Origin of the sequence: Botrimarina sp. (assembly GCF_040219535.1) — a bacterium.
Lineage (GTDB): Bacteria > Planctomycetota > Planctomycetia > Pirellulales > Lacipirellulaceae > Botrimarina.
On record NZ_JAVJSH010000006.1, the window covers coordinates 29,330 to 45,913 of the forward strand.

At 70.9% G+C, this 16,584-nt stretch carries 11 protein-coding genes; 6 read left to right on the forward strand and 5 right to left on the reverse strand.

The window, feature by feature from the left end; genetic code table 11:
* Positions 1-27: 27 nt before the first annotated feature.
* The 4 genes from RIC11_RS02065 (at position 28) to RIC11_RS02080 (ending at position 6,671) form a co-directional block, all read left to right on the forward strand.
* Entirely contained in the window at positions 28-3,570 is a 3,543-nt protein-coding gene (locus tag RIC11_RS02065; RefSeq protein WP_350208167.1) for a hypothetical protein, read from the forward strand.
* 217 nt (positions 3,571-3,787) lie between these two features.
* Positions 3,788-4,432, forward strand: a complete 645-nt coding sequence (locus tag RIC11_RS02070) for a hypothetical protein (protein ID WP_350208168.1) — start codon at positions 3,788-3,790, stop codon at positions 4,430-4,432.
* Positions 4,433-4,458: 26 nt separating this feature from the next.
* Positions 4,459-5,469: a prenyltransferase/squalene oxidase repeat-containing protein gene (locus tag RIC11_RS02075; RefSeq protein ID WP_350208169.1), complete on the forward strand. Its 1,011-nt coding sequence runs from the start codon at positions 4,459-4,461 to the stop codon at positions 5,467-5,469.
* The gene (locus tag RIC11_RS02080; RefSeq protein ID WP_350208170.1) at positions 5,466-6,671 is read left to right on the forward strand and encodes an NPCBM/NEW2 domain-containing protein; all 1,206 of its coding nucleotides are present in this window, start codon (positions 5,466-5,468) and stop codon (positions 6,669-6,671) included. The genes RIC11_RS02075 and RIC11_RS02080 overlap by 4 nt, the downstream gene beginning before the upstream one ends.
* A 106-nt stretch (positions 6,672-6,777) precedes the next feature.
* On the opposite strand, the gene RIC11_RS02085 is transcribed toward RIC11_RS02080, so the two are convergent.
* Complete coding sequence (locus tag RIC11_RS02085) at positions 6,778-7,716, reverse strand: hypothetical protein (RefSeq protein ID WP_350208171.1); 939 nt, start codon at positions 7,714-7,716, stop codon at positions 6,778-6,780.
* Positions 7,713-9,098, reverse strand: a complete 1,386-nt coding sequence (gene pgk / locus RIC11_RS02090; protein ID WP_350208172.1) for a phosphoglycerate kinase — start codon at positions 9,096-9,098, stop codon at positions 7,713-7,715. Before pgk ends, RIC11_RS02085 begins: the two co-directional genes overlap by 4 nt.
* A gap of 186 nt (positions 9,099-9,284) precedes the next feature.
* Here pgk and RIC11_RS02095 point away from each other — a divergent pair, with 186 nt between their 5' ends.
* Positions 9,285-10,535, forward strand: a complete 1,251-nt coding sequence (locus tag RIC11_RS02095; RefSeq protein ID WP_350208173.1) for a lactate racemase domain-containing protein — start codon at positions 9,285-9,287, stop codon at positions 10,533-10,535.
* Entirely contained in the window at positions 10,532-11,362 is an 831-nt protein-coding gene (ygfZ, locus tag RIC11_RS02100) for a CAF17-like 4Fe-4S cluster assembly/insertion protein YgfZ (RefSeq protein ID WP_350208174.1), read from the forward strand. The genes RIC11_RS02095 and ygfZ overlap by 4 nt, the downstream gene beginning before the upstream one ends.
* A 149-nt stretch (positions 11,363-11,511) precedes the next feature.
* On the opposite strand, the gene RIC11_RS02105 is transcribed toward ygfZ, so the two are convergent.
* From RIC11_RS02105 to glmS, 3 genes are all read right to left on the reverse strand, one after another.
* On the reverse strand, positions 11,512-13,173 hold the full coding sequence (locus RIC11_RS02105) for an HD-GYP domain-containing protein (RefSeq protein WP_350208175.1): 1,662 nt from the start codon (positions 13,171-13,173) through the stop codon (positions 11,512-11,514).
* 255 nt (positions 13,174-13,428) lie between these two features.
* On the reverse strand, positions 13,429-14,535 hold the full coding sequence (locus RIC11_RS02110) for a metalloprotease (RefSeq protein ID WP_350208176.1): 1,107 nt from the start codon (positions 14,533-14,535) through the stop codon (positions 13,429-13,431).
* Between the two features lie 106 nt (positions 14,536-14,641).
* The gene (gene glmS, locus RIC11_RS02115) at positions 14,642-16,522 is read right to left on the reverse strand and encodes a glutamine--fructose-6-phosphate transaminase (isomerizing) (protein ID WP_350208177.1); all 1,881 of its coding nucleotides are present in this window, start codon (positions 16,520-16,522) and stop codon (positions 14,642-14,644) included.
* Between the last annotated feature and the right edge of the window lie 62 nt (positions 16,523-16,584).

Here is a 16,584-nt window from a genome sequence, read left to right on the forward strand (position 1 = left end):
CTCAAACCACGAAGGACTCCGCGACAAGTGTCGACCTCCCTGCTGAAACGGCTCGACGAGACCGCCGCGCGGCTCCGTGCGGTCGCCAGGTGGTCGGTCGTCGTGTGGACCCTGGCGGCGGCCCTCACGCTGGCGGGCACGCTGGCGCTGGTCGACTGGCTCGGCCGGTTCAACGACCCGGGCTTGCGTTGGCTGTTCTCGGCGGTGCTCGTGCTGGCAACCGCCGCGGCGGGCTCCTACGCGTGGCGCCGGCTGCGGCCGCGCGGGGCTTCGCGGCTGGGCGTCGCCGAACGCTTGCAGCAGATCACGCCGGGGCTGGGCAGCCGTTTGGCGAGCGCCGTGGAGTTCGCCGCGAGCGACCCCGCCGACCGCGGCGCGGGGTCGGCCGAGCTCCGCCGTGCGGTGGTGCTCGACGCCACCCGCGAGTCCGTCACGCTCCGCTACGACGCCGTCGTCGACAGGACGCCACTGCGCCACGGCCTGAGGTGGCTGGCGGGCGCGGTCGCGTTGATCGCTTTGCTCGCGGCGGCCGACTCGTCGGCGTTGAGCCGCGGCCTGTGGCGTTTGGCGGCGCCGTGGTCGCACGCGCCGTGGCCGCGGGAAGTCGCGTTGCGCGTCGTAGAGGCGCCGACCCTGCTCGCCCGCGGCGACGCGTTCGAGGCGGTCGCCGTCAACGACCGGGGCCCGCTGCCGGACGACGTCCGCATCGAGTACCGCTTCGCGGCCGGCGAAGATTCGGCGGCCCGGACCGACACCGGCCCCGCCCAGCTCGTGGGCGACCAGGCCGTGGCCACGCGCGACGAGGTGCGACGCTCGTTCGCCTACCGCTTTGTCGGCGGCGACGACGACACCATGGAGTGGATCCGACTGCGAGTGCTCGACCCGCCCGCGGCCAAGTCCTATTCGGTGACGATCACGCCCCCCAGCTACAGCGGACTGCCCGAAGGCCAATCGGCCGGCCCGGTGCCGGCGCTCGAAGGGAGCCGGCTGGGGTTCAGCGGGACCGTCGACAAGCCGATCGAAGCGGCCGCGGTCGTGCTCCCCTCGGGGGACGAGATCGCGTTGGCTGTCAGCGAAGACCAGGGGACCGTCCGCTTCGCCGGCCCAGGGGAGTCGCACGTCGCCCTCGCGCCCGACGGACGCCCCGTTAAGGGCGAGTACCAGGTGCGGCTGGCCGGCGCGTCGGGGATCTCGGGCGTGGTCGGTCCGCACCCGTGGGCGATCGCGCCCGACACACCGCCCGAGGCGGCTTGGGCCTCGAGCGACGGCGAGCGTGTCACCGCCGAGGCGCTCGTGCCGGTCGTCGGCACGGCGTCCGACAACCTGGCGATCGCCAAAATCGAACTGCTCTGGGCGCCCACCGACGCCGATGAGCAAGCCGATCCCGAGCGCTTGACCATCACCGACAACGGCCCGACACCTCCCGCGCGGCGCTCGCTCGACGAGGGCGACCAGACGCCCGTCGATTACGTCTGGGACCTCTCGGAGTTGGCGCTCGAGGAAGGCGCCGAGCTGTCGCTCTGGCTCGCCGCGACCGACTACCGCGGCGCCGAGGGCCGCACCCCCTCGCCGCGCCGGCTGCAGATCGTGTCGGACGAGGAGTTCTTGGCCGATCTGGCCGCTGAGCAGTCGCGGCTGCTGGGGCAGGTGCAACAAGCCCTGGCGACGCAACGCGAAGCCGCCTCGTCGTCGCGGGCGCTGGAGGCCGACACGCGCGAAGCGGCATTGATCGACCGCGCTGCGCTGGACCGGCTGACGGCAACCGAGTTTCAGCAGCGCGAGGCGACCGCCACGGTGGCCGATCCCTCGCGCGGCGCGGCCGAGACGGCCCAGCGGCTGCTTGAGGAGCTCGACCGCAGCCGCGTCGAAGCGGCCGACCTGCGAAAACAGCTCACCGCGGCGAGCGAAGGGCTCCGCAGCCTGGCCGACCAGACGATGCCCTCGGCGCGCGGCGAGTTGGCCGACGCGCGGCGGGCCGGACGCCGCGCCAGCGAAGGGGATCAGGGCGCCGCGGAGGATTTCAAGCAGCGGCTCGCCGCCGGTCTCACACTGCAAGGCGAGGCGGTCGACCGGCTCGAGCGGGTGGCCGACCTGCTAACGAGTTGGGCCGACTACCAGCGGTTCGCGACCGAAGCGGCCGCCCTCGAGGAGCTGCAGCGCGAGCTGTCGGCCGAGTCGCAGCAACAAGCCGCCGCTGCCGCGACCGCCGGCCGGCTCGCGCCGCCCGCGGCCGAGCAAGAGAAATTGCTCACCCGCCAGGCCGAGGCGTCGCGCCGCTTCGAGAAGCTCCGCAGCGCCATGCAGCGGCTCCTCGACAACCAGCCCGAGGGCGCGCAGCCGACCGCCGGGGCCGACGCCGTCGGCGACGCCCTCGCTGAAGCCGAAGAGGCCGCCGTCGCGAGCCGCATGCGCGACGCGGCCCGCGACATCGCCCGCAACCGCGCCGGCGCCGCGGCCCAGAACCAGAGCCGAGCGGCCGAGGGGCTCAAGTCGATGGTCGAGGCGCTCCGCGAGCGGACCACGACCGACCCGGAGGAGCTCATCGCGCGGCTCGAGCAAGAGAAGCAGCGGCTGGAGGATCTGCAGGAGCAGGTCGGTCGCTTAGCCGAGAGGCCGGATTCCCGTCAGACCGACGCGGCCCGCCAACAAGCGGCCGACCGCGCCGCCCGCCAAGGCCGCCGCTTGGAGCGGCTTACGGCCTCTCAAGCCGCCGCGAGCACGCAGCAAGGCGCGCAGCAAACGGCCGGGCAGCCGCCCCAGTCGAGCAGCGGTCAGCAGAACAGCGGTCAGCAAAACCCCCAGTCTGGCGACAAGAAGAACCAGTTGCAGCAAGCCCAGCAATCGTTCGATCAGGCGCAGCAAGAGATCGACCAGCGGATCGACGAGCTCGAGGATCAGCAGACGCAGCGGGTGCTGCAGCAGCTCGCCGAGCGGATCGATGGCTATATCCAGCGGCAAGAGGCCGTGCTCGACGAGACCATCGAGCTCGACAACCGCCGCAACGCGGCGAGCCCCGACGCCGGCGTGGAGCAGGCGGCCCAGACGGTCGGCCGCGACCAGAGCGAGTTGGCCCAGGAGCTGGGCGAATTCGCGACCAAGCTGGCGAAGCGGGCGGTGTTCGAACTCGCCTTGGGCGGCGCGCAGCAGCAGGGCGCCGAAGCCGCGCGGCGGCTCGACGAAGCACGCGTCGGCAAGCCGACCCAACGACGCGAGGCGGCCGCCCTGGCACGGTTGGAGCAAATTAAAGAAGTGCTCGAGCAAACGCCGCAGCTGCCCGAAGAGCCGCAGCAACAGCAGCAGGGCGGCGGCCAAGGAGGGCAGGGGGGCGAGCGGCCGCCATCGCCGATCGACGTCGCGGAGCTGAAGATGCTCCGGATGATGCAGATGGAAGTGCTCACAGAAACCGACGAGTACGAAGCCGACACGGCCACGGCCCGCCGCACGGAATCCCCCCTGCCCGAGGGGTGGGGCGAACAGGGCGCCGAGCTGGCCGTCCGCCAGAAGCGGCTCGCCGAGCTAGCCTTGGAGCTTGCGGAGCGTGATAATGACCCCGAGGCCGGGTCGCCCTGACGCGTCAGTCGCCCTGAGCTTCGCTCGCCCGACCGCTTTAGCCCACGAGGACGCTGTGAGGAACCTGCAGTCGCTCGCTAGCCTAACGATCGCGGTCGCTTTGTGCGTTCCCGCCCTGGGGGCGCCGGCGCCTTCGACGGCTGGGCCGGGCGCCTCCGCTGGGCTGGGTGGCTCCGCTGGCTTGGGCAACCTTGGGGAAGGCCTGCTAGACGAGGACTTGGCTCGCGCGCTCTCGGCACAGCCGGAAACGCCTGCTCCCTCGCAGCCACGCGCGGCGGCCGAGCCCCTGCTGCCCGGACCGAAGCAGCTCGACCGGATGCTCGGCCAGGGCGAGGGGGAGGACGTCGGCCAGGGCGGCTCGCCGCTGCAGCCCGTCGTCGACGGGATGCGCCGCGCCGAAGCGCTCATCTACGACGAGGCCGACGACCGCTTGGCCGTGCCGGTGCAGAAGGAGGTCGTCGCGCACCTAGAGCGGCTGATCGCTCAGATGGAGAAGCAGTGCAACTCCTGCAACAAGAGCGGCCAGAAGCCCAAAGACAGCGAGAAGCAGGCCTCCAAGCGCACCGAGACGAAGCCCGGCCAGTGCGACAAGCCGGGCGAGGTAGAAAAGCCGGGCCAGCAAGCGATGAAGCTTGGCGCAAAGCCGAACCAATCGGGGACGACCTCCCTCTCCGGCGCGCCGGACGCGGACTCGCCCGAGGCCCAGCAAGCACTCGTGAAAGAAGCGTGGGGACACCTGCCCGAGCGGGTGCGTGAGCAGATGCTGCAAGGCGCCGACAGCGAGTTCTTGCCCGCCTACCGCGAAGAGCTACGCGAGTACTACCGGCGGCTGGCCGAACGCGGCGCCGGGGGGGAACGTTGACCCCCCTGTTGCGGTGCACGCTTGCGATGGCCTTGGCCCTCGCGACGAATCTGTCTGCTGGCCTAACGGTTGGCCAGACCCCCGAAGAGGCCGCCGCTGCGCTGATCGCGCCGGCCGATCCGGCGATCGCCAAGGGGCTCGAGTACCTTGCGGAGATCCAGCTCGCCGACGGCAGCTTCGGCGACCGCGGCCGGCGGATGGGGCGCAACCCGGCGATCGTCGCGCTGGGCGGCATGGCGTTCCTCGCCAGCGGCAGCACGCCCGACCGCGGGCCCTACGGCGAGAACATCGAGCGCTGCGTCGACTTCCTCTGCGAGCACACCTTGCCGAGCGGGTTCATCGCGGTCGACGGCGCGACCAGTCACGGCCCGATGTACGGCCACGGGTTTGCCACGCTGTTCCTGGCCGAGGCCTACGGCATGTCGCCGCGCGACGACCTGCGAGACAAGCTCACGTCGGCCGTGCAGCTGATCGTCGCCGCCCAGAACCCCGAGGGGGGCTGGCGCTACCAGCCGACGCCGACCGACGCCGACATCAGCGTGACGATCTGCCAAATCATGGCCCTACGCGCGGCGCGCAACGCGGGCATCCACGTGCCGTCGGCCACCGTCGAGCGCTGCATCGACTACGTGAAGCGTTGCCAGACCGCCGACGGCGGATTCGGCTACACCACGCAAGACAAGCGGAGCCAGTTCCCCCGCTCGGCGGCCGGCGTGGTCGCGCTGTACAGCGCCGGCGTGTACGAGGGCGACGCGCTCGACGCGGGCCTCGCTTACCTCGACCGGCAACTGCCCGTCGGCGCCCGCGCGAACCGCGGCGGCCACTTCTATTACGGCCACTACTACGCGGTTCAGGCGATGTGGCAGGCCGGCGGCGGGCGGTGGGCGACCTGGTATCCGGCCATCCGCGACCTCCTGGTCCGCAGCCAGGGCATCGACGGCTCGTGGCAAGACGGCAACGGCCCCGCGTACGCTACCGCGATGGCGTGCGTGATCCTGCAGACGCCCAACAACGTGGTGCCGATCTTCCAGCGATGACACGCGCGGCTCCCTTTATCACGGCCGGCGCCCTGTGGCTGAGCGGTGCGCTCGCGTCCGCCGCCGTCGGCGCCGAGGCCGTTCTCGCCGATGGCCGGTCGCTCGCCGACGCCCAGTTGACCGGCTGTCGGTTCGACGCGACCGCCCGCACCGCCACGCTCGAGGCCGACGGCCAAACGCACCAGACCGACCGGTTGGTCCGCTTCGGCGAGCCCGCCGCTCCCTCCCGGCGTCCGGCGATCGTGCTCGGCGATGGCTCGCTGCTGCTCGCCGACCGCGGCTGGTCGCCGACCGGCTTGGTCCAGATCCGCGACGACACGGTCGGCGTCCGACGCGGCAGCGGCTGGGTCAGCGCCCCCAGGTCGGCCGTCCGCTGGGTCGCGCCGGACCTTTCGGCGATCGACCGCGTGGAGGGCGAAGAGTTCCCGGAGGATTCCGACTTGGTGCTGCTCGCGAGCGGCGACCGGGTCGCCGGCCGGGTCGTGGCCCTCACGGCCGAGACGGCCAACGTCGAAGTCGCCGGCGAGGCGATCCAGGTCCCGTTAGAAGAAGTCGCCGCTGTGCGGCTCGGCGGCCCACGCGAGGCCTCGCCGGCGAGCGGCCTGATCGGCTACGGCGACGGCTCGCTTGTCCGCGCGTCGGCCATCGCGATCGACGGCGACAAGGCCACCGCCACCACGCCCGACGGCGTCCAGATCGAGTCGGACGCCGCGTCGGTTGTGTTCGTTCAGCCGCTCGGCGGGCCGGTGCGGTACCTGTCGGACACCGAGCCGGTCGATTACCGCCACACGCCGTACCTCGACCTGGCGTGGCCCTACGCGCGCGACGAGGGGCTGCTCGGCGGTCCTCTTGAGGGGGGCGGTCGCCGCGCGGCGAAGGGGCTCGCGATGCACAGCGCGGCGAGGTTGGTCTACAAGCTCGGGCCGGAAGCCCAGCGTTTCCGTTGCGACGTGGCCGTCGCCGACCCACCGCCGGAGTCGTCTGCCGAGGGGAGCGTCGTGTTCCGCGTCTACCTGGTGAGGGAAGGCGCGTTCGCGCTGGCGTACGACAGCGGCGTCGTGCGGGCGGGCGACGCGGCGTTGCCGGTCGACGTGGACCTCACCGGCGCGGCCGCGCTGGCGCTGGTCGTCGACTACGCCGACAACGGCGACGCGGGGGACGAGGCCTTGTGGCTCGACGCGCGGTTGGTGATGGCTGAGTAGCGCCGCGCGGCTGCAGGGGACAACCACACCGACCCTCGCGTTTCTTGGGGTTCTCTCTAGGTGAGTCGGCGGTGTCGACCTCGCGCCAGAGAGCCTGAAGGAAGCCTCATTGACGGATAGTCATATAGAGGACTTCCCATGCTACGGAGAGAGTAAGGGCCGCTGGAACGCTTAATGCGGCCGCAGCGAGGCTCACCGGGATCGGCCAACCGAATACGGCTCGGAAGAACACAGTCGCCGTCGCCAGGACAGGGATGAACCCGCGAAAGACCCATACGACGCCTCGCCAGCAGTCCCAGTGCCAGCGGTCCCACGAGAAGATTCCTTCGACGAAGAGCGTAGAAGGCTCTGGCACCGTGCCGCCGCCGTAGGCGCCGGCGAGCATGGCAACCTCTAACGCTGCAATCCAGGGGCTGAAGAGCAACGCCCTTCGTATCAACTCGGAGTTGGATCTCCCTCGGCTGTGGGCATCTCCTAGAAGCCTCAGTGCGGTGATCCACCCCGCCGTCAGGAGTCCGAAGAAGAGCCACCACCGTGTGAACGAGTGTAGCTCCCAGTTGAATAGCCTAGTAACAGTTCGGAGGTCGGCCCCATCAGAGAGCAAGTCGGAGAGGAGTCGTGCACCGAGCGCCGGGCGTTGGGGCAACATGGAAAGACCCGATCCCGTTTCTCGGATCGCCCACCAAAAGGCAGCGAGGAGCAACGGCGTGCCGACAGCGACGCGGATAGCACGGGGCCAACTCGCTGGCGGGCTCCGCCAAACGGCGAGTGAGGCGAGAGGGTTCAGCTCAGCTCGACGCCCGGGGCAGTGTCCCCCAAGCCGATCCGTGAGCACCATGCAGAAGTGAAGGAGCGCCAGGAAGGGGAAATAGAGCAGGCTGCCTATTAGGGCTATTCGGGGCAACGCCCCGAATGCTGCTCCGACCCGGTCACGGCCGGCCCATGCAACCACCAGCAGCACGACAGAAACGGCAGCCGTGATCGACAGCAGGCGGCGGACTGTGATGCGGCTTTCCAGTGCACCGCCCTTGTCTTGCTCGCTCACCCCTTTGCCGCCAGGCGCAGCGCGACCAGGTACGGCACGGGCTCGCTGCCCAGCGCGTTGAGCACCGTGCCGCCGGCGGTGAAGCAGTGGGTGACCCAGTCTTCTTCGCCGTACTTCTCGAGCGCCTTGCCCCCCTCGCCGCCGCCCACGTAGACCTCGACGCCGGCGTCCTTCATACGCTTCAGCTCGGGGATCCAGGCCTTGGTGCCGTTCTCGAACTTGGGGTCCTCGAACACGCCGAACACGCCGTTGTGGAAGGCGACCGCGCGGCCGCCGGTACGCTCGATGAAGGCGCCGACCGCCTCGTGGAACTTCTCGATCGACTTCGGCCCGATGTCGAGCTGCTGGTCGTTGGGCGACAGCTCGTCCTTGACGGTCCCGTCCTCGACGACCGAGTCGCACGGCGCGGTGAACGTGATGCCCTTCTGCCGGCCGTCGGTGACGATCCCTTTGGCTTGGCGCACGCGTTCGGCGGGGATGTACCACGGCTGGCTCTTGTTGGCCGGGTCCTCGGCGGCGCCGAGGCAGACCGGCTCGCCGTCGAGCTCGCCGATCGCCTTGCGGATGGCCATCGCGATCGAGCCGGACGCGAAGATCTGCTTGATGGTGCCCCGCGCGATCATGGCCTGCATGTCGTCGAGCTTGTCGATCTTGATGCCGCTGAACACGGCCAGGTCCGCCTTGAGGCACTTCTGCATGGGGCCGTCGAACTCGCCCGCCGCGTACTCGCCCAGCGCGACCCGCTCCATCGCCGCCGGCGCGGCCACGCTCGACGCGTCGAGCGACCCCGCGCTGAAGGCCTCGTGCACATAAACCGTGGCGATCTTCTCGGCCAGCTCGTTGGCGTATTTCGCGAGCTTCGGCGCGAGGCCGGGCAGGTCTTCCGGCTTGGCCTTCCAGAGGGCCCGCTCGATGTCGTACTTGCGTGTGTTTTCCAGCACGATCACCGCGCCGGGCTCGGCCGACGCGACCGCCTCGGCGGCTTCCGGCTTGATGGTCATCGACGACTCGTCGAGCCAGTCGCCGACCAGCGGCACGTCGCAGCCGAGCAGCTCGCCCAATCGTTTTGCGACCTTGTCGAGCGACTTCTCTGGCTCGCGGCCGATGTGCCCGAAAACGACCTGCTTCCAGCCCTTGTCCCGTCCGAACTTCAGCGTGTCGACCATCGACCTCAGCCGGATGTCGCCCTGGCCGACCTCGGCGCCCGGCTTCGCGTCGACGTCGCCGCGGACGAGCACCGGCGTGCCGCTGGTCACGTCGGCTAGCGAATCGAGCCGCGGCACGTCGGCCAAGTAGTCGTTGAGCGTCAGGTCGGGCGCCGCCTCGCGACCACGCACGACGGTCTCGCAAAAGGCCTGCATCTGTTGATCGGTGACGGGCATATCCGGCGCTCTTCGGTAAAGGGGGGCGGTGGGCGGTCCTTTGTGTTTGTCGCCCCGATTATGGCGCCGCACCGGCCAGCGGCGGAGCCCCCCCGACCCGCACGCCCCGGGCCGCGCCAGCCATGGCCGGGCCGGGGCGCCGCCGATAAAATCGCCCGTCCCGCGGAGCACCACCACCGGCCCTGTATGTCTGTCACTTTCCTGCGCTGCGGCGCGCCGCCCGAGACCTCCGACCGGCTTACCGCCGACCGGTTGCGTTGCGCGGCCGATCCGATCGACCCGGAGCGGGTCGCCAGGCTGGCGGTCGACGCGCTGGCCGACCCGCTCGGCCTGCCGCCGCTCGCGCGGTGCGTCACCCCCGACGACCGCGTGGCGATCGCCGTGGGCCACGGCACGCCGGCGGCGGCGCCGCTGGTGGCCGGCGTGATCGCGTCGCTCGCGGCGGCGGGGATCGACCGGTCGCGGATCCACGTCGTCGCGGCCAACGCAGGCGACTCCAAGCCGCTGGCCGAGGCGCTCGCCGACGCGGCCGCCGCGGGGGTGCGTGTCGAGGCCCACGACCCGGCCAATGAGGAGGCCCTTTGCTTCGCCGGCTTGGCGAAGGGAGACCGGCCGCTGCTGGTGAACCGGACGCTTTTCGAAGCCGACCTCGTGCTGCCGGTCTCTGCCGAACCGACCACCGGCGACAGCGGCGGCTTGGCCGACACGGCCGGCGGCGCGTACGACGGGCTGTTCCCCGATTTCTTCGACCAGTCGACGATTGACCGGTTCCGCAAGGTCCGCACCGTGCACGACGCCGACCTCGGCGGCGGCCGCCGGCTCGCGGCCCGCCGCGCCGAAGCCGACCAAGCGGGCTGGATCATCGGCGCGCCGTTCGTGGTCCGCGTCGTGCCGGGACCCGGCGGCGGCGTGGCGGCGGTCGTCGCCGGCGAGGCCGACCAGGTCGGGCGCCACGCGAACGACGCGGCGAGCCGCGCCTGGCGCACGCCGCTCGCGGAGCCGGCCGACGTGGTCCTCGCGGTCGTGACCGGCGGCCCCGACCAGCAGACCTGGGAGGCGGTCGGCCGCGCGCTAGAGTCGGCCGAGCGCTTGGTGAGGTCGGGCGGCGTGATCGCCGTGTGGAGCGAGCTCGAAGAACCGATCGGGCCCGAGCTCGCCCGCTTGGCCGAGGCCGACGACCCCGTGTCGGTCGCCTCCGACCTGTCGGCCGAGTCGGGCCCCGCGGCGCTCGCCGCGTGGCGGGTGATGCAGGCGGTCGAACGCGGCCCGGTGTTCCTGCGCAGCCGACTTTCGCCGGACGCCGTGGAGCCGCTGGGCATCGCGCCGGTCGAGAGCGAAGAGCAGATGCTGCGGATGGCGGGCCGCTTCGGCGACTGCGTGTTGCTCGAGGACGCGCAGCACGTCCGCTTCCCCATCGCCGCCGAGGAGCCGGAATGACGCCCTCCCTGCCGCCGGAAACAAGCGTCGTCGTCGACGACTGGTCCGCCGTGGAGGCGACCGGCCGCGACGCGTGCAAATTCCTGAACAACTTCTGCACGAACGACGTCGCCGCTTTGGCGGAGGGCGAGTCGTGCGAGGCGATGTTCACCGATGTGAAGGCCCACGTGATCGCCTACGCATGGGTCGCGCGGATCGCCGACCAGGGCTACGTGGCGCTGCTGTCGTCGCCGCGGGCGGAGAGTCTGCACGAGCACCTGGACAAGTACCTGATCCGTGAGCAGGTCGAGCTAGCGGTCGTGCCCCCCGGCCCCTGGACCCTGTCGCACGGACACGGCGAGCCCATCGGCGGCGCGGTGGCCCTCTCGGCCTTCGGCGACCGCGTGGTCGCGACACGAGGGCGGCTGGCCGAAGAGCAGCAGCTGCTGTCGGGCGAGCAGTTCGAGCGGCTCCGCATCACGCTCGGCGTGCCGCTCGACGGGATCGACGTCGATTCCCGCAACCTGCCCCAGGAAGTGGACCGCAACGACAGGGCGATCTCCTTCACGAAGGGCTGTTACCTGGGCCAGGAGCCTGTCGCCCGGATCGACGCCCTGGGCCGCGTGAATTGGCTGCTCCGAGGGCTCGCCGTGGACGGGCCCGCCCCCGATCGGGGCGCCGAGGTCACCGTCGGCGGCAAGCCGGGGGGGCGGGTCACGTCGGCCGTGGGGACCGACTCCGGATCGATCGCGCTGGCTTACGTGCGGCGCGAGCACGCGTCGGGCGAGACCGCGGCGAAGGTCGGCTCGTGCGACGCGGCCATCCGCGTGCTTCCGCTCGGGGCCTAGCAGGCGGTTGAAAAACGCCTTCCTCGCGTTTTTCAACCTCGCCAAGCTCGGAGCAAGCTCCTCGCGGCTCGCAAAACGTCGGTTCTCGGCCGACGTTTTGACGCCGCCCTCCTGGGGGCGACGCAGGCCGCTGATAAATCAACAGCCTGCTAGACGAACGCGAACGCGTCGCTCGGCTGCCAGCGTCCGACGTCGAGGTCGAGCGGCTCGCGCTCGACGCGGCTAATCGCCATGATGTCGTCGCGGGCGGCGAAGTACGCGTCGACGACGCGCCGGTCCCACTGCCTGCCGGCGCCTTCTCGCAGCACGTTCTCGACCTCTTCGATCGGCATGCCGTGGCGGTAGGGGCGGTCGCTGCCCATCGCGTCGATCGCGTCGGCCACCGCGGCGATCCGCGCAACCAAGGGGCACTCGTCGGCGACCAGCCCGTCCGGGTAGCCGCTGCCGTCCCAGCACTCGTGGTGCGAGCGGACGATCGGCAGCACGTGCGCGAGTTGCGGCACGCCGGCCAGGATGCGTTCGCCCAGCACCGGGTGCTGCTTGATGTGCTCGAACTCTTCGTCGGTGAGGTGCTCGGGCTTGCCGAGCACCCGGTCGTCGATGCCGATCTTGCCGACGTCGTGGAGCAGGCCGCCCAGGTAGAGCGTGTTCAGTTGGTCGTCGGTGCAGCCCAGCTCGCGGGCGATCCGCACGGAGATCCGCGCGACGCGGTCGCTGTGGCCGCACGTGTAAGGGTCTTTCGCGTCGATCGCCGAGGTGAGCGCGTGGACGGAGCTCTTGAACAGCTCGTACTTCTCCTTGAAGAGCCCGCGGTTGCTCGCGTGCACGCCGATCAGCGTGGCCACGCTCGACAGCAGGCTCGCTTCGACCGATCCGAAACCACCCTCGTCGTGGCGGTGGTCGGGCCGGTAGTTCACCGCGGCCAAGTGGCCGACGACTCGCCCGGCCGCGATCAGCGGCGCCGCGACCACCTCGCGGACCTCGGGGAAGCCCCAGGTGGGGGAGGTTGTGCGGTTGCGGTTGAGCACGACGGCCCGTCGGTTCACTTGCGGGCCGAGGCCTCGGAAGAACTCGTCGAGCGACTCTTCCTCCAGCGGCAAACGGCGGCCGGCCATCAGCACCTCCGGCGTGTCGTCGGCCGCCAGCCGCGCGACGATGCAGTCGGCCGGCACGATGTCGGCCAGCCGTCGGACGGCCTGCTCGGCCAGCTCGTGCTCGCTGCGGCCGAGCCACAACCCTTCGGTCAGCTGGTGCAGCAAATGTAGCTCTTCGAACGTGGCGAGCAGGTGGGCCGAAACGTCCGAAAGGTGGCGTTTGCTCACCGTGGCGGTGTGCTTGGCGGAGCAGGCCTCGACGAGGGCCTCCGCGAGCGGCAGCGCCGCGTGCGGCGGCCAGCTGCGCCGCCCCGCGCACCACCGACGCAGGAACTCCGGGTCGACGCCGAAGGCCGAAGCGGCCGAGTCGATCGCCTCGCGCGAAGGCGCCGGGTCGGTCAGCAGCACCGCGACCGCCACGCGACGCTTGTCCGACTCGGCGCCCGACAGCGAAACGGCCAGCAGCATCAGCGGCGAGTGTTCCCAGATCACCTCGGCGCGGCCGCGGCGGGCGACTTCCTCGCACACGCCCAACCATTGGAACACGTCGACCCGCGGCCAGTCGGGCGTCACCCGCTCTAGCACGCCGGCTTCGGGCTCGACCACGGCGAAGACCTGCCGGAACGCCGACTCCAGGCGTGCGAGCAGCTCGGCTTCGTGGTCGGGCTTTTCGCCGGCCGGCTGACGGCCATCGAGTTCGAGTGGGGCGACGGGCACTTTCGGAATCACAGCGGTGGGAGCTTCACGGCCGGAGTTTCTCCGACCGGGGACGCTTGGCGGATCAGCTAAGCGTAGAACGCATCCAGCCGCGGCAATCCGCAGCTTCGGCTACCTGCGACAAAAGGCCCCTCGCCGGCGGCGCCTCGGCGCCGGTTGGACTGATCGTGCGGGCGGCGACGGTCTGTCGGCGCGTGCCCCCCAGTGGGACGCCGAGACCTCTACGAAGCCGTTGAGCCGGCCGAGCGGGCCGGCCTAGCAAGACCGCCGTTGGCGGTAACGCTGGCTGGCGCGCTCCAGAATCGCACGCTCGTTTGCCGTCAACACGGTCAGCCCCCCCTGGTGGACCTTCGCGAGGATGTCGTCCACGCAGTCGTCGTCCCAGGCGTCGTCGGTCTCGGGGGCATCGGTCGCCGCGGCGGCCTCAGGCCGGTCGAGTAGCTGCCGCAAGAGGAGGTCGTCGGCCGACTCGGCGAGGCCGACGTGCTGATCGTCGCCTCCGCCGGGGAAGAGCCGGCCGAGCGAAGCGTCGAACCAGGCCCCGAAGCCGATGATCACCGCGATCACCGCCAGCCCGACGCCGACCAGCGGCGACACGCCCGACGACAGCACCACGGCCCAACCCGCTCCGAGCAGGCTAGCCCCCAGCAGCAACGCCACGAAGAAGGCCGCCTCGCGGGCGGCGCGCGGGCCGACCCAAACCGTCAACCACGCCCGCAACGCCAGCCCGCCATCGAATGGCGTGGCCGGCGCGAGGTTCAGCAGGAACAGCGGGAGGTTGATCGCGATGAGCAATTGGGCGAGCGTCGCGGAGACCGGCGTGCCAGGGTCGGCCCCGTGCAGGAGGAGGCCATACAGCTCCGCGGCGCCGCCAACCACGAGGGCCTCGCCGTGGGGGAGCTGGCTCACGGCCAGGCTGGCGAACCCGATCAGCGCCAGCGCCAGGCTCGCCATTGGCCCGGCCATCGCCACGAACACGCGCTCGCGAGGGTCGCTGGGGGCGCGGGCGACCCGCAGGCCGCCGATCGGCCCGAGCACGACCGGGTCGGCGCCCGGCGGCACGGCGGGGCGGAGGTTGCGGGCCGCGGCCAGGTGGGCGAGTTCGTGGAAAACCAGGCTCCCGGCGTACACGGCCAGGGCCATCCAGGCGGCGTAAGTGCCGATGTCGAGGCACCCAACGATCGCGACCGACAACGCGACCGCCAGCGTCACGTGCAGCCGCACCGGCACGCCGGACGAGCCCCCAAAGGGGGACCAGCGACCTATCGGCAGCACGCCCAAGGGCATCGACCACCCCGACGGCGCCCCGAGCGGGTCGGCCGGCGAGGCGAGCGGTTCGTCGTACTGGCCGATTCGGGCCATGGCGCAGCGGCTGAGAACGGGGGCGTCGGGACGCTCGCTCGATCGTATCCTTCCGCCGCCCGCGCAGCAACAAATAGCCGAGCACCCCGCGCCGTCGGGGGGCGCCTCACTCTACCGTGACGCTCTTGGCCAGATTGCGCGGCTTGTCGACGTCGCAGCCCCGCAGGTTCGCGATGTGGTACGCGAGCAGCTGCAGCGGCACCGCCGTGACGATCGGCTGGAGGTAATCGGCCACCGCGGGGACGCGGATCAGCTCGTCGGCGATCCGCCCGGCCCGCTCGTCCGCCTCGTCGACGATCGCAATGACCGGCCCGCCCCGCGCGCGGATCTCTTCCATGTTCGCTAGCACTTTCTCGTACACGGCGCCCTGCGGCACGATGAACACGCTCGGCGTGTTCTCGTCGACCAACGCGATCGGGCCGTGCTTCATCTCGGCGGCCGGGTAGCCCTCAGCGTGGATGTAGCTGATCTCCTTGAGCTTCAACGCCCCCTCGAGCGCCGTGGGGAAGTTGTACTGCCGCCCCAGGTACAAGAAGTTGTTGCAGCCGCTGTAGCGGCCAGCGACCTGCCGGGCGATGTCGTTGGTCTCTAGCGCCTTCTCGACCGCGTCGGGCAGGCGCTGCAGCTCGTCGACGATCCGCAGGCCCGCCTCGTAGCTCAGGTGCCGCAACCGGCCCAGGTGCAGAGCGATCATCGCGAGCACGACGCACTGCGAGGTGAAGGCCTTGGTCGAAGCCACGCCGATCTCCGGCCCGGCGTGCAGGTAGACGCCGCCGTCGGCCTCGCGGGCGATGGTGCTGCCGACCACGTTGCAGATCGCCAGCGACCGGTGGCCTTTGCGTTTCATCTCGCGCAGCGCAGCCAGGGTGTCGATCGTTTCGCCGCTCTGGGTGATAGCCAGCAGCAGCGTTTGTGAGGACATCGGCGGGTTGCGATACCGCAGCTCGCTCGCGTACTCGACCTCGACCGGGAGCCGCGCGAACTCCTCGATCATGTACTCGCCGACCATCGCCGCGTGCCAGCTGGTCCCGCAAGCCGTCAGGATCATCCGGTCGACGCCGCGTAGCTGCCGCGGCGACAGGTTGAGGCCGCCGAACACGGCGGTCGCCTGGTCGCTGTCCAGGCGGCCGCGCATCGCGTTGCGGATCGTTTCGGGCTGCTCAAAGATCTCCTTGAGCATGTAGTGGGGAAAGCCGTCGAGCTCGACTTGGCTGGCGTCGATCTCGAGCTTCTCGACGCTGTGCTTGACCAACGCCGCGTCGCGCCCGAGCACGCGGATCGACTGGGCGGTGACGACGGCCACCTCGTGGTCCGCCAAGTAGACGATGCGGTTCGTGTGGCCGGCCAAGGGCGAGCCGTCGCTCGCGATGAAGTGCTCGCCGTCGCCGACGCCGATCACCAGCGGGCTGCCCAGCCGCGCCGCGATGATCGCCTCGGGCCAGTCGCGGAACACGATCGCTAGCCCGTACGTGCCACGCAGCTGAGCGGTAGCCGCCCGGACCGCGTCGATCAACAACGCGTGCGGGTCGGCGGCGGACGACGTGTCGTAGTCGCCCGACTCGGTGAGCGTCTCGAGTTCGGCTGCGATCAGGTGGGCGACCGCCTCGGAGTCGGTGTCCGTGGTGAACCGATAGCCGCGTTCGCTCAGCGCAGCACGCAGGGCCTCGTAGTTCTCGATCACGCCGTTGTGGACCAGAGCGAGCACCCGGTCGCCGCCGATGTGCGGGTGGGCGTTGTTGTCGGTCGCGGGCCCGTGGGTCGCCCACCGGGTGTGGCCGATCCCCAGTGTGCCCTCGTGCGGGGTGGCTTGTAGCGCCGCGGCGAGGCGGTCGATTCTGCCAGTGGTCTTCGTGATAGCTAGGCCGCCCCCTTCCTCGAAGGTGACGATCCCCGAGCTGTCGTAGCCGCGGTACTCCAGCCGCCGCAGCCCCTCCAGGAGGTAGTCGCTCGCTCGGTTCGGGCCGATGTAGCCGACGATTCCGCACATAGGCAACCTATCCGATCGGTTCGCAGGCGAAGGAAGGAGCGGGCGGGCCGCGCCGTGGGCCG

Excerpts from the sequence above, each read along its gene's own strand:
- RIC11_RS02075 (WP_350208169.1), top strand. The coding sequence starts at position 4,459 with ATGGCCTTGGCCCTCGCGACGAATCTGTCTGCTGGCCTAACGGTTGGC.
- RIC11_RS02080 (WP_350208170.1), top strand. The coding sequence starts at position 5,466 with ATGACACGCGCGGCTCCCTTTATCACGGCCGGCGCCCTGTGGCTGAGC.
- glmS (WP_350208177.1), bottom strand. The coding sequence starts at position 16,522 with ATGTGCGGAATCGTCGGCTACATCGGCCCGAACCGAGCGAGCGACTAC.
- RIC11_RS02095 (WP_350208173.1), top strand. The coding sequence starts at position 9,285 with ATGTCTGTCACTTTCCTGCGCTGCGGCGCGCCGCCCGAGACCTCCGAC.
- ygfZ (WP_350208174.1), top strand. The coding sequence starts at position 10,532 with ATGACGCCCTCCCTGCCGCCGGAAACAAGCGTCGTCGTCGACGACTGG.
- pgk (WP_350208172.1), bottom strand. The coding sequence starts at position 9,098 with ATGCCCGTCACCGATCAACAGATGCAGGCCTTTTGCGAGACCGTCGTG.
- RIC11_RS02110 (WP_350208176.1), bottom strand. The coding sequence starts at position 14,535 with ATGGCCCGAATCGGCCAGTACGACGAACCGCTCGCCTCGCCGGCCGAC.